The sequence below is a fragment of the Halomonas sp. PR-M31 genome (genome assembly GCF_001039575.1).
Classification (GTDB): Bacteria; Pseudomonadota; Gammaproteobacteria; order Pseudomonadales; family Halomonadaceae; genus Modicisalibacter.
Map to the genome: position 1 here is coordinate 25436 of NZ_JIBT01000025.1, position 19874 is coordinate 45309.

General features: G+C 56.4%; 15 protein-coding genes. 11 read left to right on the forward strand and 4 right to left on the reverse strand.

Going from position 1 to position 19874, the window contains the following annotated elements; translation table 11 throughout:
* Positions 1-35 precede the first annotated feature (35 nt).
* The gene (locus CH74_RS07735; RefSeq protein WP_172656315.1) at positions 36-1673 is read right to left on the reverse strand and encodes an ethylbenzene dehydrogenase-related protein; all 1638 of its coding nucleotides are present in this window, start codon (positions 1671-1673) and stop codon (positions 36-38) included.
* Positions 1674-2159: 486 nt separating this feature from the next.
* On the opposite strand from CH74_RS07735, the gene murI reads away from it, so the two are divergent.
* From murI to CH74_RS07760, 5 genes are all read left to right on the forward strand, one after another.
* Positions 2160-2957 carry a glutamate racemase gene (gene murI / locus CH74_RS07740; protein ID WP_048306887.1) on the forward strand — a complete coding sequence of 266 codons (798 nt, stop codon included), beginning with the start codon at positions 2160-2162 and terminating at the stop codon, positions 2955-2957.
* A gap of 48 nt (positions 2958-3005) precedes the next feature.
* Positions 3006-4127: a tRNA (uridine(54)-C5)-methyltransferase TrmA gene (trmA, locus tag CH74_RS07745; RefSeq protein ID WP_048306888.1), complete on the forward strand. Its 1122-nt coding sequence runs from the start codon at positions 3006-3008 to the stop codon at positions 4125-4127.
* A 201-nt stretch (positions 4128-4328) separates the two neighbouring features.
* Positions 4329-9176: an NAD-glutamate dehydrogenase gene (locus CH74_RS07750; protein WP_048306889.1), complete on the forward strand. Its 4848-nt coding sequence runs from the start codon at positions 4329-4331 to the stop codon at positions 9174-9176.
* A 210-nt stretch (positions 9177-9386) separates the two neighbouring features.
* Positions 9387-10547 (forward strand): hypothetical protein, encoded by a 1161-nt coding sequence (locus CH74_RS18965; RefSeq protein ID WP_048306890.1) that lies wholly within the window; start codon positions 9387-9389, stop codon positions 10545-10547.
* Positions 10548-10582: 35 nt separating this feature from the next.
* Positions 10583-11596, forward strand: coding sequence for a quinone-dependent dihydroorotate dehydrogenase (locus CH74_RS07760; RefSeq protein WP_048306892.1), 1014 nt, complete (start codon positions 10583-10585; stop codon positions 11594-11596).
* Positions 11597-11739: 143 nt separating this feature from the next.
* Here the strand turns inward: CH74_RS07760 and rmf are convergent, their stop codons facing one another.
* Positions 11740-11946: a ribosome modulation factor gene (rmf, locus tag CH74_RS18220; protein ID WP_082140338.1), complete on the reverse strand. Its 207-nt coding sequence runs from the start codon at positions 11944-11946 to the stop codon at positions 11740-11742.
* Positions 11947-12180: 234 nt separating this feature from the next.
* Here rmf and rlmKL point away from each other — a divergent pair, with 234 nt between their 5' ends.
* Positions 12181-14409 (forward strand): bifunctional 23S rRNA (guanine(2069)-N(7))-methyltransferase RlmK/23S rRNA (guanine(2445)-N(2))-methyltransferase RlmL, encoded by a 2229-nt coding sequence (gene rlmKL / locus CH74_RS07765; RefSeq protein ID WP_048306894.1) that lies wholly within the window; start codon positions 12181-12183, stop codon positions 14407-14409.
* Positions 14406-14729 (forward strand): glutaredoxin family protein, encoded by a 324-nt coding sequence (locus CH74_RS07770; protein WP_048306895.1) that lies wholly within the window; start codon positions 14406-14408, stop codon positions 14727-14729. Before rlmKL ends, CH74_RS07770 begins: the two co-directional genes overlap by 4 nt.
* Before the next feature lie 12 nt (positions 14730-14741).
* On the opposite strand, the gene CH74_RS07775 is transcribed toward CH74_RS07770, so the two are convergent.
* Positions 14742-15020, reverse strand: a complete 279-nt coding sequence (locus tag CH74_RS07775) for a hypothetical protein (protein WP_048306897.1) — start codon at positions 15018-15020, stop codon at positions 14742-14744.
* A gap of 109 nt (positions 15021-15129) precedes the next feature.
* Between CH74_RS07775 and pdxB the strand changes: the two genes are divergently transcribed.
* Genes pdxB through CH74_RS19485 form a run of 3 tightly spaced genes read left to right on the forward strand, consistent with a single transcriptional unit; the run spans position 15130 to position 17129 of the window.
* Positions 15130-16281 (forward strand): 4-phosphoerythronate dehydrogenase PdxB, encoded by a 1152-nt coding sequence (gene pdxB / locus CH74_RS07780; protein ID WP_048306898.1) that lies wholly within the window; start codon positions 15130-15132, stop codon positions 16279-16281.
* Between the two features lie 45 nt (positions 16282-16326).
* Positions 16327-16638: an MOSC N-terminal beta barrel domain-containing protein gene (locus CH74_RS19480; protein WP_253273000.1), complete on the forward strand. Its 312-nt coding sequence runs from the start codon at positions 16327-16329 to the stop codon at positions 16636-16638.
* Positions 16614-17129 carry an MOSC domain-containing protein gene (locus CH74_RS19485; RefSeq protein WP_253273001.1) on the forward strand — a complete coding sequence of 172 codons (516 nt, stop codon included), beginning with the start codon at positions 16614-16616 and terminating at the stop codon, positions 17127-17129. The genes CH74_RS19480 and CH74_RS19485 overlap by 25 nt, the downstream gene beginning before the upstream one ends.
* 41 nt (positions 17130-17170) lie before the next feature.
* On the opposite strand, the gene CH74_RS07790 is transcribed toward CH74_RS19485, so the two are convergent.
* Positions 17171-18223: a class I SAM-dependent methyltransferase gene (locus tag CH74_RS07790; RefSeq protein WP_048306900.1), complete on the reverse strand. Its 1053-nt coding sequence runs from the start codon at positions 18221-18223 to the stop codon at positions 17171-17173.
* 167 nt (positions 18224-18390) lie between these two features.
* On the opposite strand from CH74_RS07790, the gene CH74_RS07795 reads away from it, so the two are divergent.
* Entirely contained in the window at positions 18391-19692 is a 1302-nt protein-coding gene (locus tag CH74_RS07795; protein ID WP_048306901.1) for a winged helix-turn-helix domain-containing protein, read from the forward strand.
* Positions 19693-19874 lie beyond the last annotated feature (182 nt).

Sequence of the window (19874 nt, forward strand, 5' to 3'; positions counted from 1 at the left end):
CTTCTCCTTTGCCTGGCGGCAATATGAGTCAAGCGTTACCGCATGACCATGCGTACGGGATGCAGATGCTGGCTGTGACGTGTCTGGGTATGATCGAACACGGCAACCCACATATAGAGCGGCTTGTCCGGACTCAAGGCCGCATCGAATTTCGAGCCGGTATCGAGTTTGCGCTCGGCTTCCAAGGTCCAGCGTCCGTCTTGCCATTTTGCGGCAGACAGCACCTGACCACGATCGCCTTGAGTCTGGCCTTCATGCAGTACCGAAGGCATGATCGTGCCCACCGGGTAGGTATCCGCTTCCTTGCTATAGGGGATGGTGTCCTCCATGGCCAACCAGAACTGACCTTCGTCACTCGTTTCCGGATCAAGAGAAGCGTTCTGCAGTCCATCGATCAACCCGGGGTCCTTGGGTAAGCGTTTGGGTATGACGATCTCGGTGTCGAAGCTCTCCCAGTTCGAGGTGTAGCCGCCGCCGGTCTTGGGGTCCTGGGTATAACCGCCGGTATAGCGATCCTTTTCCGGATCGGGATCCATCGGCGGGCCGAAGTAATTATCATCGATCTGGCCTACGGCGCCGGTACGCACGGACTTCCAATGCCACACATCGACCAGGGAGTCATCGGTGGTGTAGTGCAAGCCGCGGCCATTAGCCGGCGCGGGCTTGTCGGCAATCGGCTTCGGACCCAGGTGAGAAGTACCGGCCCCGGCAATAGAGGAAGACGAGGCAAACATGACGCCGAACTTGTCCTCGTAATAATCGTTTTCATCATTGATGTCGTATTGGGACTGCAGCACCTGCCACCCTTGATCGGTTTTCTGCAGGGGCAAATGCTTGCGACTGCGCGTCGAGTCGGGCCATTCGAACAGCGTATAGAGCTTTTCATCGTCGTGAATCATGCGCACCGTGACATCTTCCCCGGCGGGATTGTTGACCCCTCGACCGGTCGCAATGGTGACCGCCGGCGCCTTGGACCATGCCTCGTCATCTGCTTTGCCATCGATCAAAGGTGCAGACTGTGCCTGGGTGACAGGCAAATCTTCGATGACATTACGGTCGAGTGTATATATTCCCGCAGCGGCAGCACCGGCGACTGCAACGGCACTAATTGCCGCTGCACCATAGGCAGCGGTAGGGTTTAAAATCTTGAGAAGCTGCGGAATGCCGCCAAGTGCCAGTTGGGCGATAACGTGCAGCAACACATAAGCAATGATGGCCCAGGCAAGAAACTGATGGGTATCCGTGACCAGCCAATAAGGAAATAGCCCTGGCGCAAGATAGAGAATAAGTCCGGTTATTACCGCCATGAAAAGCAAAATGAAAGCTATCCAGTAAATAACTATATTTAATGTTTTCAGCCGAGTGCGGCGATCATTGGATGTTAATCCACCTTGTTGACCGGTTTTAATAGAGACTCGATTAGCCAACCGTGCTCTGATCAGAAAGATGATATAAGCGATCATGACGACGCCCAACGCCATGGCGGCCCAGCTATGCCACTGAATCACATCGCCTTGAAGAAGAATGCCGTTGAGTATGGGTGCCAGGGTGGCGTTGGGGTTGTCTGCAGCGATTCTAAAGCCGCTCAAGAGGCTAAATATTAGCGTTATAACCAATGCCCAGTGCAAGCAGATTGTCGTGATATCGGTCTTGGGGATTTTTTTTGAAGCCACTGCATTTATCCTTTTTGATGTGATGGCAATGATGCTCAAATTGTCCGCGAGACATTAATAGTTAAAATGTTTATTGGCAACTCAAATAAAATTGAAAACAGCGTTTTATATTTTTCGCAAAATATTACCGTGTCAACTTAAGTAGGTAAAAAGTGTTTTTTGTTTTCTGCAATGTTGTGAGAAATATTACAGGCATTGGTGGCGTAATTTTCATATTAAGAAATTAAATTAAAATAATATAAATATTTTGTTTGTCTCTTTGTAGAGACATTTATGATGGGGTTTATCCAATAGCAACAATTAATTTCTACGCGATCTTTTTATATGACGATGTTATCGTCTTAATTATGCTCAATTTAATAACCACTTGAGCGCTGATTGTCCCATTGAATACTGGGTGTCGCCGTTCGCCGAATAGTCGGCCCTGCAGACATTGATATAATGTTTTTTTTAAAATGCGAGAACATGAATAGAAAGTAAAATCACATGAGCAGACCAATCCTTGTCTTCGATTCCGGTGTTGGCGGCCTGTCGGTCGTTGCGGCCCTACGTCACCGCTTACCCGGAGCGGCGCTGGCTTATCTTTGCGATAACGCCATGCTGCCCTATGGCACCAAGCCGGATGACTGGCTGGTGACACGCATTGCGGATGTCTGCTGTGCCGCAGTAACGGCAAGCAATGCCAGCGCCTTGGTGGTTGCCTGTAACACCGCCAGCACCCTGGCACTGCGCGAACTGCGTGCTCGTCTTAACATTCCGGTAATCGGCACAGTGCCCGCCATCAAACCCGCCGCGATGGCGACCCAAAGCGCCACTTTCGGTTTACTTGCGACCTCGGCCACGGTTCGTCGACCCTATACCGACGCCTTGATAGGCGATTTCGCCGCGCACTGTCATATCGTTCGAGTGGCTGCGGATAGCCTGGTCACACAGGCCGAACGTAAGCTTCGGGGGGAGGCAGTGGACATTGCCGAAATAACTCACGCGCTGTCGCCTTTCTGGACCGTGGCCGAACTCGATACCGTGGTGCTGGGTTGCACGCATTTTCCGCTACTGCGCGATGAGCTGAATGCCTGCGCGCCGCGCCGGATCACCTGGATCGACTCCGGTGACGCCATTGCCCGACGTGTCGCGCAGGTCATGATCGACGTTGCGCCAGCCAAAACCGTAGAGTCTGCCTGGAGCAGCGCCCCGACCCCGGCGCTGGCCAAAGTGCTTGCCGCCTATGGTTTTGCTTCGCTAGAACCGTTGCCACCGTTGCCAACGTCATCGCCACTGCCTTGAGCCAGAGCGCCGACGCTTTATCATTCATCATTTTATCGAGGAGACTGTGTGGCCGTACCCGTCGTCGAACCCGAGCGCTACTCGCAGCAGCTAAACGCCAAGCGCGATGCCATCACTCACCGTTTCGCTCATTTGAATCCGCCGTCGCTGGAGGTCTTTGCCTCGCCGCCAAGCCACTTTCGCCAGCGCTGCGAATTTCGCCTCTGGCACGAAGACGACGATCTGTTCTACGCCATGTTCGACGTCGATCCTGACGATCCGAGCAGCAAGAAGATCGTTCGACTCGATCAGTATCCGGTGGCAAGTGAGCGCATCAATGAGCTGATGCCGCAGCTGATCGAGGCGTTGCGTGACGATCCCGTGTTGCGCCACAGGCTGTTTCAGGTGGATTTTTTGACGACCCTTGCCGGCGAAGCGCTCGTCAGCCTGATTTATCATCGCACCCTGGATGATGCCTGGGAGCATAAAGCGCGAGAATTGCAGGCACGCTTGAACGTCATGATCATCGGCCGTGCCCGCAAGCAGCGCCGGGTGCTCGAACGGGATCATGTCTGGGAACGACTGACGTTGGACGATGATCGCGAGTTCGTCTATCAACAAGTGGAAAACAGCTTTACCCAGCCCAACGCCCAGGTAAGCCGTAAGATGCTGACCTGGGCAAGGGACGTGACCCGCAACAGCCAGCGGGGCGATCTGGTGGAGCTTTACTGTGGCAACGGTAACTTCACCGTCGCCCTGGCGGGGAATTTTCGCCGGGTGCTGGCTACCGAGATATCCCGCACCGCCGTTGCCTCGGCCCAGATCAATCTCGACGCCAACCATATCGACAATGCGGTGGTAGCCCGCATGTCTGCGGAAGAGTTTGCCCAGGCCCTGGCCAACGAGAAGACGGGACGGCCGCAAGGTCGGCGGGCGAGCGCCATGGGTCTCGGGGAGTACGTCTTCACTACGGTGCTGGTCGATCCTCCCCGGGCCGGGCTTGACGAACATAGCTGCGAACAGCTGCGGGACTATTCCCGCATTGTCTATATCTCCTGCAATCCCGCCACGCTGTTGACCAACCTCGAGCAGCTCAAGGATACCCACGCCATTACTCGGTTTGCGCTGTTCGATCAGTTCCCCTGGACCGATCACTGCGAATGCGGCGTGTTGCTCGAACGGCGTGCATAGGCTGCATTTCCCGAGGTTTGCCCTGCACCATTCAAGGGCAATGCGCTTCTGGCATGCGCCATGAAGAAGCGGGCATGTCGATAGGGGCGACCAGGTGAGCTAGAGTAAACTCATGCACACGCGCAGCGGCGCAGCCAATCAAGTTGCGCCGATGAACATTTACCGGCCGCAAATGGCGCCCGGAAGTAGCCGAGGTGATTGATGCAACACGTCGCAATCGATGACAAGAATGAATTTCTGGCGCAGCTAAGGGAGCAGCTCAGGAAGCGCTTGCCTCAGGACAAGGTGAAGAAGATCGCTGCGTTCGCCGAGGACTTCTACGCCAATGCACCCTTTGAGGACCTGATCGAACGTCACCTTGACGATGTCTACGGCGCAACATTGTCGATCTGGCACTTCATTCAGCAACACGATCCTAGCCAGCCCAAGGTCGGCGTCTACAACCCGGATTTCGAGCGGCACGGCTGGCAGTCTACCCATACGGTGGTGGGCGTGCTGCATGAGGACATGCCGTTTCTGGTGGACTCGGTGCGCATCGAGCTCAACCGCCGTGGGATCACTGTACATGCCATTCACAACGCGGTGCTGGCGGTAGAACGCGACAAGCAACATCAACTGGTCCGGGTTACCTCGGTCAATGCCAAGGATGCACCCAAGACCCGGGAATCGATCATCGTCGTCGAAGTCGATCGTCATTCCGACGAGGCGGTACTAGAAGAGCTTGAGACCAGCCTGGAAGGCGTGCTGGTGGACGTTCGCACCGCCGTGGAAGACTTCGAGCCGATGCGCGATCAGGCCAAGGCGGCGCTTGATGAGCTCAAAAAATCACGCCCCGAGCCCGTCGATTCAGAAGATTACAAAGAGACCCTCGCTTTTCTTGAATGGCTGATTGACGACAATTTCACCTTTCTCGGTTACGACGAATACGAGGTCGATGGCAAGAAGGGCAAGGCCAAGAGCGGCAAGGGGCTTCATCACGTCGAGGGCAGCGATCTGGGCGTTTTCAGACTCGATCAGCCTCGTTATCGCGAACATATTCGCAGTGAAAAGCACATCGTGGATGAGCATATCCGTACACCGGAGCTGATCTCCTTTGCCAAGAGCGCTCATCATGCCAGGGTGCACCGCCCGGCCTATCCGGACTACATCATCATCGATCGCTACGATGACAAGGGCAACGTCATTGGCGAGCGGCGTTTCATGGGGCTTTATGCGGCATCGGTGTACAACGATTCGCCGCGCAACGTGCCGATGCTGCGCAAGAAGATCAATACGGTATTGAAGGCCTCGGGATTCAATCCCAGCGGTCACAATGGCAAGCAGTTGATGAACATTCTCGAGGTCTTTCCACGAGACGATCTGTTTCAGATCGATACGCAGGAGCTCACCGATACCGCCCTTGGCATTCTCAATATCCGCGAGCGCCGCCGGGTGCGCCTGTTCGTGCGAGAGGATCGTTTCGGACGCTTCTACTCTTGCATGGTCTTCGTGCCTCGAGATGTGTTTTCCACGGATCTGCGGGTGCGCATACAAAAGCTATTGTGCGAAGAACTCGACGCAGAGTTCGGTGACTTCAATACCTATCTTTCCGAATCGGTGCTGGCGCGAATTCAGTACATTCTGCGCTTCAACGATGAGAAGCCGGTCGAATACGACCTGCGTCGACTCGAGAAGAAGATCTCGTCGATTGCGCGTAGCTGGAAGGACGATCTGCAGAGCGCCTTGGTCGAAGGCTTCGGCGAAGAGCAGGCCAATGTGCTGCTTAATCACTATCGCGATGCTTTTCCGGGAAGCTATCAGGACGACTTCACGGCACGTACGGCGGTTTACGATCTGCATCATATTGGAGAGCTCGAAGAAGGCGCTCCGATCTCCCTGAGCCTTTACCGTCTGGTGGAAGAGGACGTCGAAGGCATCAATCTCAAACTGTTTCACAAAGACAGCCCGATTCCCTTGTCCGATGTTCTGCCGGTCATGGAGAACCTGGGGCTGCGGGTGATGGAAGAGCGCCCCTACGGCATTCACGCCGAGGATCGCTCCTTCTGGATTCATGATTTTGCCTTGGAGCACCACGCCAGCGAGATCGTCAACCTGCAAGAGATGCGAGAAGTCTTCGTTGATGCCTTCCGACGCATCTGGACCGGAGAAGCGGAGAACGACTCCTTCAATCGGCTGATCATCGGCGCCAACCTGAACTGGCGCGAAGTAGCCATGCTGCGGGGCTATGCCCGCTATTTGAAGCAGATACGCTTCGGCCTTTCCCAGCGTTATATTGCCAATGCCTTGGCAAGCCACCCAGAGATCACTCGAGAACTGGTGACGCTGTTCGAGCTGCGTCTCGATCCGGAGCAACAGGAGCGGAAAAAAGAAACGGACGCCTGTCTCGAGCGACTCAACGAACTGCTCGACAGTGTGGCAAGTCTCAACGACGACCTACTGCTGCGCCGTTACATCGAACTGATTCAGGCGACGCTGCGAACCAACTACTATCAGCGTGCGGACGACGGCGGGAGCAAAAGCTACATCGCCTACAAGCTCGAGCCTACCCAGATTTCCGACATGCCCAAGCCGCGGCCTGTGTTCGAGATATTCGTCTACTCGCCCCGGGTCGAAGGGGTGCATCTGCGTGGTGGCAAGGTGGCCCGAGGCGGGCTGCGCTGGTCGGATCGCCATGAAGATTTCCGTACCGAGATTCTCGGGCTGGTGAAGGCCCAGCAGGTCAAGAACGCGGTCATCGTGCCGGTGGGCGCGAAGGGTGGCTTCGTGTGCAAGCGCATGCCCGTCAATGCGGATCGCGACGCGATTCAAAAAGAGGGCATTGCCTGCTATCAGCTATTCATTCGGGCTCTGCTCGATGTCACGGACAATCTCAAGGGAAGTGAAATCGTGCCGCCAGAGGCGGTAGTGCGCCATGACGAAGACGATCCCTACCTGGTTGTCGCGGCGGACAAGGGTACGGCTTCGTTTTCCGATATCGCCAACGAGATTTCTTTTGAGTACGGCCATTGGCTGGGGGACGCCTTCGCTTCCGGTGGCGCCAACGGCTACGACCACAAGAAGATGGCCATCACGGCCCGGGGTGCCTGGGAGTCGGTGAAGCGCCATTTCCGTGAGCTTGGCGTGAATACCCAGGAAGACGAGTTCACCGTGGTGGGCATTGGCGACATGGCCGGGGACGTGTTCGGCAACGGCATGCTGCTCTCGGACAAGATACGTCTGGTGGGTGCCTTCAACCACATGCACATTTTCATCGATCCGGAGCCGGATGCGGCCAAGTCCTTTCAGGAACGCAAGCGTTTGTTCGAGCTGCCGCGCTCGAGCTGGGAAGATTATGACAGCAGTCTGATCTCGGAGGGCGGTGGCGTCTTCAAGCGCAGCGCCAAGTCGATCACCATCACTTCTCAGATGAAGAGCCTGTTCGGTATCAAGCAAGACAAGCTCTCACCCAGCGATCTGATCAGCGCCATGCTCAAGTCAAAGGTCGATCTGATCTGGAACGGCGGTATCGGTACCTATATCAAGTCGAGCGAGGAATCGAATGCGGACGTGGGTGACAAGGCCAACGATGGTCTACGAATCGATGGTCGCGAAGTCAACTGCCGAGTAATCGGCGAGGGCGGCAATCTGGGCATGACCCAGCGCGGACGCATGGAAGCGGCTTGGCGTGGGACTCAGCTCAATACCGACTTCATTGATAACGCCGGCGGCGTGACCTGCTCGGACCAGGAGGTCAATATCAAGATCCTGCTCGACGACATCGTCAAGCAGGGCGACATGACCGACAAGCAGCGCAACAAACTGCTGGCGGACATGACCGAGGACGTCGCCAAGCTGGTGCTCTCGAGCAACTATCGTCAGGCTCAGGCGCTTTCCTTGTCGGTGATTCTCGCCAAGCAAAACATGGGCCCCTATCGGCGCTTCATCAACGAACTCGAAGCCAGCGGACATCTTGATCGAGAGCTTGAGTTCCTGCCGCAAGACGACGCCTTGGTCGAGCGCTCCAATGCGGATGAGGGTCTGACCCTGCCGGAACTGTCCGTATTGATTTCCTATGCCAAGAGTACCTTGAAAGGCGATCTGATCGAATCCAATGTGCCGGACGATCCCTACGTCCAGACCTGCATTGAATCCGCTCTCCCGGAGGTGCTGGTCGAGCGTTTCGGCAAGCAGCTCTACGAGCATCGTCTCAAGCGGGAGATCGTCGCCACTCAGATTGCCAACGATCTGGTCAATCACATGGGCATCGTCTTCACCAGACGCCTGATCGACACCACCGGGGCGGGACGCGCGGAGATCGCACGGGCCTATATCATCGCTCGGGACAGTTTCAATCTAAGCAGTCTGTGGAATCAGATCGAGGCGCTGGACAACAAGGTCGATTGTCAGGTGCAGTATCGCATGATGCTCGAGCTGAGAAGCCTGATCTATCACATGGCCCGCTGGTTCCTGCGTCAGCGTTCCAGTCAGTCGGTGCAGGAAAACATCGAGTACTTTGCGCCGCGCTTGAAACAGCTTCAAGAGAGCATCGGCAAAAGACTGAGCGGAGACGATCTCAAGGCCTGGAAGAAGCGTCGCGACGATCTTGAAAAAGCCGGTGTGCCCAAGGCTCTTGCGGACATCATCGCCGCGACCAATCAACTCTACGCAGGACTTGGTATCATCGGTGCGGCGCGTCAGACCGATGAGAAGATCCAGCGGGTAGCGGACGTCTATTATGAACTGGGCCAACGTCTGGATCTGCCTTGGATGACGGATCAGGTCAACGCTCTTGAAGTACACGACAGCTGGCAGACCCAGGCCCGAGAAGCCTTCCGGGACGATCTTGATCGTCAGCAGCTGGCGCTAACGGTCAACGTGCTGAACCTGGAAGATGCCCCGAAGGAGGCCGAGCCTCGAGTAGAGGAGTGGATCAAGCGTCATGCAGATCTTTATGAGCGCTGGTGCAAGTTGATCCACGAAATGAACGCTGGCGCACAGACAAGCTTCGCCTTGTTTGCCGTTGCGATTCGCAAGCTGGTCGATCTCTCGGAAAGCAACAGCGAAGTCTGAACGGCCAGCGAAAGCCAGCCGTAGAGTATCAAGCCGTACAAGGCCCCTGTCCGACATGGCTCGGACGGGGGCCTTGTTTTTTTCTTGAATTTTCTTCCAAGTGAACGGCACGAAACGCTTTTGTTACTCAAAGGATGCGTATACCGTTCTCTGGTATGCTGTGCCACGAATCGGGCAGCGATTTTTTTAACGTCATTGTAGAGAGGCTTCATGAAATATCGTGCACTCCCTGTCGTCGTGGCGCTGGGGTTGTCCAGTGCGGCGCTCCCCGCCCTGGCGGACAGCCCGGCGTTGCAACGTGCCGAAAAGGCTGCCGCCAAGGTCGATCTAAGCCGTTTCTTTACCTCGCGCACGGATGCACGCAGCCAGAGCTTTGGTTTTGGTGGCACTCACGAGCATGCCTTTACCGTTGAAAGGACAGGGCGCTACGTATTTACCAGCAATACTTTCGTCGGCGATTCCGACGACTACCGTATCAACGCGACGCTGCTGGACGCTCAAGGCAACGAGTTGGCGAGCGCAAAAGGGCTTGGCCAGAATGGCGGTTTGCGCCTGGTAGAAGAACTCGAGCCGGGCAATTACGTATTGCGCGTTTCCGCGGATAAGTTCGGTAGCGAGGCCGGAGGCGGTGGCAATAGCTATACCGTGTCGGTGGCGGGACTCGACGCCCAGGGCAAGCGCCTGGATGCGGATACCAGCGGTATCGATGGCGGTTCGAGCATTCAGTTCGGTGGGCCCGGACGGGATGGGCGTACCACTGGCTTCGTCAATAACAACGATGAAGTGGCCACCATCGCGGCGCCCAAAACGAGCCCCTCTACAAGCACTTCTCAAGAGGCGCCCAGCGAGGGGGCTTCCGGGTCGGCAAGCGTGAACGCAAATCAGGCACCGCCGTCCTTGTCCTCTCAGCAGCAAAGCGCGCTTGACGTGCCTCCACCGCAAACGTCCGCTAGTGATAGCGTTGGCGTCCAGGAGCGTAGCGCCAGCACAGGAAAAGAAGGCGATGCAGGAAGCGAAGAAGCGTCTTCTAAGCAAGTGCCGGAGGCATTCGATGAGCTCGTGGCGGATATCGATATTCGCACCAAGGGCGAAGTGTTGAGTTTCGATGTGGCCCAGGCCGGCACCGTTTCCATCACGAGTTCTACCTTTGTTGGCAGCGAAACCAGCTATCGTCTTGAAGCACGGGTGCTGGATGAAAATGGCAACGTGGTCGCCAGTGACAAGGCCAAAGGGTTCGAAGGTGATTTCGATATCGAAACGCGGCTGACGCCAGGACGATATACCGTCTGGGTCAGTGGCCAGAAGTTCGGTAGCGCCAACAGCGGGGTCAACAATTACACTCTGCGAGTCCAGCAGCTCGACACTCAGTAGATATTTATGACAGCCACTTGCAGTAGACACTCATGATGTACGGCCTTGCCCGCGCGCTGCTTTTTCGGCTCGACCCGGAAAGGGCTCATGATCTCTCTCTCAAGAGTCTGAATTTTATGCACCGTGCGGGCATCTTGAATGCCCGCCATGACAGTGACGATCCCATCGAGCTGATGGGGCTTCGCTTTGCCAATCCGGTGGGGCTTGCGGCAGGGCTGGACAAGAATGCGGATCATCTTGATGCCCTGGGGGCGCTGGGATTCGGCTTCGTCGAGGTAGGCACGGTGACTCCGAAGGCTCAGCCGGGCAATCCGCGCCCCCGCATGTTCCGGGTACCCCAGCGCCAGGCCATCATCAATCGCATGGGGTTCAACAACGCCGGTGTCGATCATCTGCTGGCCAATGTACGCAAGAGCCGTTACAACGGTGTGATCGGCATCAACATCGGCAAGAATCTGACCACACCGGTGGAACAGGCCGTCGATGACTATCTAACCTGTCTGACGCGCGTTCATGCCCACGCGCACTACATCACCGTCAATATCTCCTCGCCCAATACCCCGGGGCTGCGCAACCTGCAGTTTGGTGAGCATCTCGATGCGCTGTTGGGGGCGCTACGAGAGGAATGCTCTCGTTTGGATCGGCAAAAGGGCAAGCCAGTGCCCCTGGCGGTCAAGATCGCTCCAGACATGACGCCGGAGGAAGTCGGTCTCGTTGCCAAGGCTCTGTCTTCCAATGCCATTGATGCGGTGATTGCGACGAACACGACCGTCTCTCGTGAAGCGATCAATGGATTGCCACATGCGGATGAGCAGGGTGGCTTATCCGGCGGGCCGGTGTTCGAGGCGTCCAACCGGGTGATTCGCGAGCTGCGACGACAATTGCCTAATATGCCCATCATCGGCGTCGGGGGCATCGATAGCGGTGAGAAAGCGAAGGCAAAACGTGAGGCGGGAGCGGACCTGGTACAGCTTTATACTGGATTCATCTACCGAGGACCTGGCTTGATCAACGAGTGTATCCAGGCGCTACAGAGCAACAAGAAGTAGAGCATCCTGAAAAAAGAACATGCTTAGACGATGAGTTAAAACAGAAAGGCCCGTGGTAGAAACACGGGCCTTAATGGGGCTCTTTAACCGATCCTTTGGCTGAACGCTTTCGCTGATCAATGGACCGGAAAGCTATTTCAGAATCAAGTCACCATGGGGTTTTTATGGATACCGGAAACGCCTGTCATTCCCGACCATTGATCCCCACGACCTTCACGCCAACCGCTCATCCAGTACTCGCGAATATTGATATCCTGACTGGGACAATCATCTCGGGAGCGGCCTCCCATACCAGCCTTGTACCCGTGGACATACGCACGCTGGAAGGGATCACGTTTCTGTCGTTTCATCGGATGACCTCACTAAAGATCGAAATTTGGACTCAGAAAATACCAATCAGGAATACAAGAAAAATTCCTTGCATCATTCCCGAGCCCGGACACGAAGCGCATGCGTTTTTTAGTAGCTACTAGACTTAATGTTTAGACTAGTTTACTTAGGATTGTCGAGTCTAAAATTGTTACACGCACGTTACAGGCAAGATAACAGAGGATTGAAGCGCACCATGCCGGGATTCATACGCCATGCCTGAGCACCAAAAAAATGACACCATGACCTTCTTCGCGACCTGTCCCAAGGGTAATGAAGCGCTACTGGCTGCTGAAATTTTGAGTCTGGGCGGGCAGGCGAGTAAAAGCACCGTGGCCGGACTCTATTTTCAAGGAACTCTTGAGACGGCCTATCGCGCCTGCCTGTGGTCGCGACTGGCCAATCGTATCGTGCTGTGTCTTGCACGAGAGGAGGGCATCGAGCGCCCGGAGGATCTTCAGGAAGTAGCGAAGCATATTGACTGGACTCAACATCTAGCGCCTGGGGCGACCCTGGCGGTGGATTTCCACGGTCAGTCCCAGCATATTCGTCATACTCGGTTTGGCGCTCAGACGGTCAAGGACGGGGTGGTGGATGCGCTACGCGAAGCCGGTCAGGAGCGTCCCCAGGTAGAGCTTCGTCAGCCGGATCTTCGTCTGTTCGCGCATCTTCATCGTGGCCGACTGACCCTGGGGATTGATCTGGCCGGTACCAGTCTGCATCAGCGCGGCTATCGCCGCGATCCTGGCCATGCACCCCTCAAGGAGAATTTGGCCGCGGCGCTTTTAGTGCGAGCGGACTGGCCGGCCCGGGCCAAACGCGGCGAACCGCTCATTGATCCGCTGTGCGGGTCCGGCACCCTGGTCATCGAAGCAGGACTGATGGCGGCGGATATCGCGCCCAATCTCAATCGAGAACGCTTTGGTCTGCATGGCTGGGCAGGCCACGATGAAGCGCTCTGGCGCGAACTCAAGCGCGAAGCCGAAGCCCGGGCAAGCCTTGGGCGACGGCGAATCAAATCAAAGCTCTACGGCGTCGATCAAAGCCCTCAGGCGTTGTCTGCTGCCAAGAGCAACGCCATGCGCGCCGGCATTCCCGCGCTGATCGACTTTCAAGGCGGCGCAGTCGTTCGACTACGTCGGCCAGAAGATTGCAATGAGCCGGGGTTAATGATCACCAATCCTCCTTACGGCGAGCGTATTGGCGAGCTGCCGGAGCTGGTGCCCCTGTATGCGGACCTGGGCGAACGAGCACGCCGTGAGTTTCCTGGTTGGACTCTGGCCCTGTTCACCGGCAACCCGGAGCTTGGCCATCGTACCGGGCTGCGGGCACGCAAGCAGTACGCCTTCAAGAATGGCGCCCTGGACTGCAAGCTGTTGATGATGGATATACCTGCGAACGACGTATCTGAAAGCAGCGCGTCGGGAACCCTCGAGCAGGAAACGTCAAAGCCGGAGTCCGTATCCCGGCGCTCGGAAGGCGCGCAGATGTTTGCCAATCGCCTGGAAAAGAACCGCAAGCGGCTAAAAAAATGGCTCAAGCAGAGCGGCGAGAGCTGCTATCGGCTCTATGACGCGGACATGCCGGAATATGCTCTTGCGGTGGATGTGTATGGCGATCGGGTGCATGTGCAGGAGTATGCGCCGCCAAAATCCGTCAACGCTGCCCTGGCCCAGCGCCGATTGATGGACGCGCTGGGGGTGATTCCTGAAGCGCTTGAGGTGCGGCCCGATCATATTTATCTCAAGCAGCGCGAGCGCCAGACCGGCAAGGCCCAGTACCAGAAGCGCGACAGCAGCGGCGAGCGTTTTCAGGTGAGAGAGGGCAAGGCACTGCTGTGGGTCAATCTGCGCGACTATCTGGATACGGGGCTTTTTCTCGATCATCGTCCGGTGCGGCGCCGAATTGCCGAAATGGCCGCCGGCAAGCGCTTTCTCAACCTGTTCTGCTACACCGGTACCGCCACGGTGCAGGCTGCCTTAGGTGCTGGAGGGCGAAATGAAAAGGGCGGCGCCAGCGACAGCGTGAGCGTGGATCTTTCCAACACCTATCTGGAGTGGGCTCGGGACAACCTGGCGCTCAATCGTATCGATCTCAGTCGTCATCGGGTGGTGCGGGAAGACTGCTTTCACTGGCTTCAAACCGCTAGCAGCGAGTTCGATCTGATCTTTCTCGACCCGCCGACCTTCTCCAACTCCAAGAAGATGGAGGAGAGTCTGGATATCCAGCGCGATCATGGCCGACTGCTGGATCTGGCCATGGCTCGTCTGGCAGCCGGAGGAACGCTGATATTCTCCAACAATCAGCGACGCTTCAAGCTGGACGACGGCGTGCTCGAGCGCCATGCGGTGGAGGACATTTCGGCCCAGACCTTCGATCCGGATTTCCAGCGCCGGCCCAATCTGCATCACTGTTTCCTGATTCGTCACCGTGAGGACTCATGAGACGACTGACGCTTTACACCACCCTGGGCTGCCATTTGTGTGAGCAACTCGAAGCGGAGCTTTCCCGCATCGGAACGGACGACATCGCGCTCCAGCGGGTCGAGATCGCCGATAGCGACGCCTTGATCGCAGACTACGGCATCCGGATACCGGTGCTAGCGGACGAGCAGGGCGATGAGCTGGAGCGTGGCCTGGAGCCTGATCGACTGGCGGCCTGGCTGGATATTCGGGGTCTGCTGGCGTTCGTCGAGGAGTCGCCGCAAGTCCCTGAGAAACCAGTAGGCGCACGGCAGGTCAACGGCCGGCGCTTCTTGGGCTAGCCTTTCGTTTGATCAGAGATCGAGCAGCGACAGCTGCCGCACCGCATCGCGGCCTTCAGGGCTTTCGTCACTTGCCTCGAGCACCTTTTGAAAGCCTCGTGCCCCTTGGATATTGGCAACGTCTTCGAGCCACATCAGCGCCTGATCGTGGCTGCCCGCCACCTGGTGCTTGAGCCCGCCGAACTGGGTACCAATCTGGCCCCAGGCACGACTGAATATCCAGTCGCCGAACATATCCTGATGGACGTGCACGAGCACGTAGTCATGATGACTTTCCCAGCGGACGATCACGGGGTCTCCTTGGTGAGGGGCTCAATCCTTGTGGCGCTTGAAAGCACGTCCTAAGATGACGGCAATATTGTAACCGCCTTCAGGCTGCGAACAAGGAGCAAGACACCCCATGCGCCTACTAGTGGATCAGAACGTGCCCTTGGCGGAGGAATTTTTCGGCGAGCTGGGCGAGATCACCCGAATGCCGGGCCGCGAGATCGATAATGCTGCTGTACGCGATCAGGATATTCTGGTGGTCCGTTCCATCACCCCGGTCAATGCCGCACTGCTGGAAGGTTCCAAAGTACGCTTTGTGGGTACCTGCACCATTGGTACCGACCATGTGGACCTGGACTACCTTCAGGAGAAAAAGATTGGCTTTGCCAGCGCCCCGGGCAGCAATGCCGAATCCGTGGTCGATTACGTGCTTTCCAGCCTGTTGATGCTGGCGGAAGAGCAGGACTTCGTTTTGGCGAAGCGTACCGTGGGCATCGTTGGCGCCGGCAACGTGGGTGATCGTTTGCGTCAGCGTCTCGAAGAGCTCGACGTCACCTGCCTGATCTGTGATCCGCCCCGGGCCAAACAGGAAAACCGCGATGACTTTCTTGATATCGATACCCTGATCAAGCGCGCCGACATCATCAGTCTGCACACGCCCCTGACCACGGAAGGAGAGTATCCCACTCGGCATCTTCTGGATGCGGCACGTATCGCGGCGCTGAAACCGGGAACGCTTCTAATCAACACCGGGCGAGGTACCTGCATCGATACCATGGCATTGCGCCAGCGCCTCGAGGAGCGGGGGGATCTGAGTACCGTGCTCGACGTGTGGAAAAACGAGCCCGCCATCGATCAGGTGCTTTATGATCTGGTGGATATCGCCACGCCTCACATCGCCGGCTATAGCCTGGATGGCAAGATGCTCGGTACCGAACTGGTCTATCAGGCCGTGATGCGTCATTTCGGCTTGCCCGCCCGGCGCAAGCTTGGCCAGATCAAGCCGGACAACTGGTTGCGCAAGATCGTACTGTCAGGATCGGCGCCGCCCATGGAGGCGCTGTCTTTATGTGTGCGAGCCTGTTACGACGTGCGACGCGACATGCTTGGCTTCGATCGTTATCGCCGGCGGCTGGGCCTGACCCAGGCGTTTGACCGTTACCGCGCCGAATATCCGGTGCGCCGGGAATTCTCGACCCTGAGGGTGGAGTTGAAGAAGAACAGCGGCGATCTGCGCGATGCCATCGAAGGTTTTGGCTTCAAGCCCAAGCTCGCCGGCAAATAACGGCACGTTTAATATCGAAAGATGCATTCATTAGAGAGGCGGCCGATGTCCTCCGATACCTTGCACCTGTCAGCGCTCTACCGCTACCCGATCAAATCCACTGCCGGTGAGCCGCTGGAGCGTGCCGTTTTGGGCGAAGAGGGGATCATGGGGGATCGACGCTTCATGCTGGCACGACCGGACGGTATATTTCTCACTGCCCGTTCTCATCCGCAGCTGGTGACGATTCGCGCAGAACTGAATGACAAGGGGATCGTGCTGCATCATCCAAGCCTCGAGCCCCTGGCGCTCGAGTTCGACGCCTTCGAAAAAGAGCCCTTCGCGACCCAGATATGGAACGACAGTTTCGGGCATTGACCACCACGCCGGACGCCGATCGCTGGTGCGAGCAGGCCATCGGCGAACCGGCACGTTTTCTATGGTTGGGGGAGCGGTCACCGCGCTATCGCCAAGCCATCGGCAAACGGCTCAGTTTCGCCGATGGCTTTCCCTTGATGCTGATCGGTGAAGCCTCTCTTGAGGATCTCAACGAGCGTGCCCCAGGCGATCACATCATGGCCCAGTTTCGGCCAAATCTTGTGGTCTCTGGCGGCTTGCCCTTTGCCGAAGACAAATGGCATCTGCTGCGCATCGGTGACACGGAACTCGCGGTACGCAAGCCCTGTACCCGCTGCGCCATGATCACCGTCGACCCGCAGACCGGCAACTTCATCGACAAGCGCGAACCCCTGCGGACTCTAGCGGGATATCGGCGCGGGTTGACCGGACAAGTCGAATTTGGTCAAAACCTGGTCGTACTGACCGAGGGCGAGCTGGAGGTGGGCATGCCCGTCGAGGTGCTGGGCTAGGCACTTGCTCAAGAGGCGCCGCCGTCTTTGGAACTCGCTCGTCATGGCCGTGCTTCGAAAATCAGATTGAACGGCGTCTCGGCGACGCAATTGAAACTTGTGAAACCGCCTTCATCCACGACGATTTTACGCAACTTCTTCGGCCCGGCCTGAGCGCCTAAAGCTGAGCCGACTTCCTGATCCAAGGAAGTGGGTATGCAGATCATGGTGGAGGCGGCGTAATAAATACGTCCCACGGAATTGAGATTGTCTTCGAGTCGATCCTGAGCGAAGGGCTCGACGATCAGCCAGGTGCCGTCGTCTTTCAAACGACGGCGGATATGGCGCGCCGCGCCCGCCGGGTCACCCATGTCGTGCAGGCAGTCGAAGCAGGTAATCAGGTCATAATCGTCGCCGGGAAAGTCTTTTGCACTGCCGAGCTCAAAGCGTAAGTTGTCGCTTTTATGATGATCGACGTGCGCTCTTGCCTGATCGATCGAGGCGGCGTGAAAGTCGAAGCCGATGAACTGCGAATTGGGAAAGGCTTCGGCCATGAGAAGCGTTGAGTGGCCATGACCGCAGCCGATATCCGCAACTTTCGCGCCACGTTCGAGCTTTTCGACCACGCCATCTAACGCCGGCAACCAGTCGGCCACCAGATGGGCCCTGTAACCTGGCCGAAAGAGCCCCGCGACGGCACAGAACAGGCAGCCCGACTGATTACCCCAGCCCACTCCATCGCCGGTGTGAAAAGCAGCCTCGATCAAGGGCTGATTGTCCAGCATGGCGGCGGCGGTATCGAAGGCTGGCACCATGTATACAGGACTATCCTTTATTGCCAGTACCATCGCTTGTTCTTCGGGCAGAGTGAAATCCTGGGTTTGCGGTGAGTAAACAATATAGTTGGAGGCCACATTGTAGGACAGCCATTCACGTACGTAGCGTTCGGCCAGCCCTGTTGCTTTGGCCAATCCGCCAAAGGTCAAGGGACCTTGCGCATACAGGGTTCGATAAAGCCCCAAGGAGTTTCCCATGCGTACCAGGGAAATTCCGTAAGCACCGCCTAAATCGTGCAGCATCTGTCCAATGAAATCGTTGAGCTTGTCTTCTTTCATGGAATTGTTTCCTTGTAATGACTACGATCGTTGATACCTGACAGGGCCATGCCACCTTATAAAGAAACAACTAGAATGCATTGGAGAAGGATTGAAGGCTGGTTGAATAATTCATGGAGATAGTCTGAAGAATTCCTTATCGGCACTTACCCCAGGTAAACAATCACATGCTTTACTCTTTCAACCAGTGCTGGATCGATACGGATAAATTTGAGTTGACTCTGGCGAGTCATCGTGTGGCGGTGGAGCCACAAGTGTTGGACTTGCTGATATTGCTGATCGAAAACCGTGAGCGTGTAGTGAGCAAGAGCGAGATTCACGAATCGATCTGGAAGGGGCGGATAGTGTCCGATGCCGCATTGAGCAGCCGGATCAAGGCGGCGCGTCGAGCGGTCGGCGACGACGGCTCGACGCAGTGCTGCATCCGCACTATCCATAGACGCGGATTTCGTTTTGTCGCTGACGTCGATACCGGGGCAAATCCAGAATTGAAAGCCAGCCACGTGGTACCTGTGGCGACCACATCAAGGCCCGCTTCACGCCCTATCATGTGCTATGCCAGAAATGGCAGTTTCCAAGTCGCCTATTACTTGTTCGGCAATGGCCCTATCGACCTGATGCTGGCGTTTGGCCCTGTCGCTCATCTCGATGATTACTGGGACAACCCTCACTTCAATCGCTGGCTGACATGCCTTGGTCATTTGGCGCGAGTGGTCATTTTCGATAAACGTGGTGCCGGTCTACCCAATACCGTAAGTCCCATGTCGGGCATGGACGAACGAATGGACGACGTTCATGCGGTGATGGGTGCAGTAGGCTTCGAGCGCGCCGTAATCCTGAGCATTTCCGAGGGTGCTCGATATCTGGAGGAGCGAATCCCGGACGCCCAATGTTTGGAGCTCCCCAGCAAGGACTATTTACCTCTTGTTAGCGATACCGCGACAATCACCATTGAGACCATTGCCAACTTTCTGAAGAATCTGCCCACGGTCACTATAAAAAATAGAATTCTGACCACGGTTATAGTCGCTTATTTTGATAAACCCGTGATCGGTCCTGTCGAGTCCGATAACCAGCTCTTGGATGAGGATCGCGATATCGCTATCACCAACGCGCTACATCAGTTTCGCGGTCAGCGCATTCGTCGCGACAATCGAATATTGATAGCGACATTCGATGGTCCCACAAGAGCCTTACAATGCGCGCTGACGATTGTACGCGACCTAAAGCAAAAGGGTGTGCTGACCCAGGCCGGCGTTCATACCGGTGAGGTCGACGTGCTCAACGATGATATCAATGGAAGCGTCAAGGACATTGCCAGGTGGGCCGCGGATGTTGCTGATGCCGGCGAGGTCGTCGCTTCCGGTACGGTCAAGACCCTCGTTGACGGTTCACACCTTACGCTAGTGGCTCGTGGTGAGCCCACCAATATTGAAGGTAATGGTCGTCTGTATCGCGTATCGGGGTGACAGCGTGATCCAGACGCCGACGAAAAAAATCGTGCATCAGCGTAATCAGCTGGTTGGGACCACCTGAATCACACCGGTTTTTTGTAAAGACCATTTCATTTAAGTCAGGCCGCTATGACCTTCCTGCCTGACGCTACTCTTGATGAGTTTGCTTGGTTCAATGATTTCCAGCGGCGCACTAC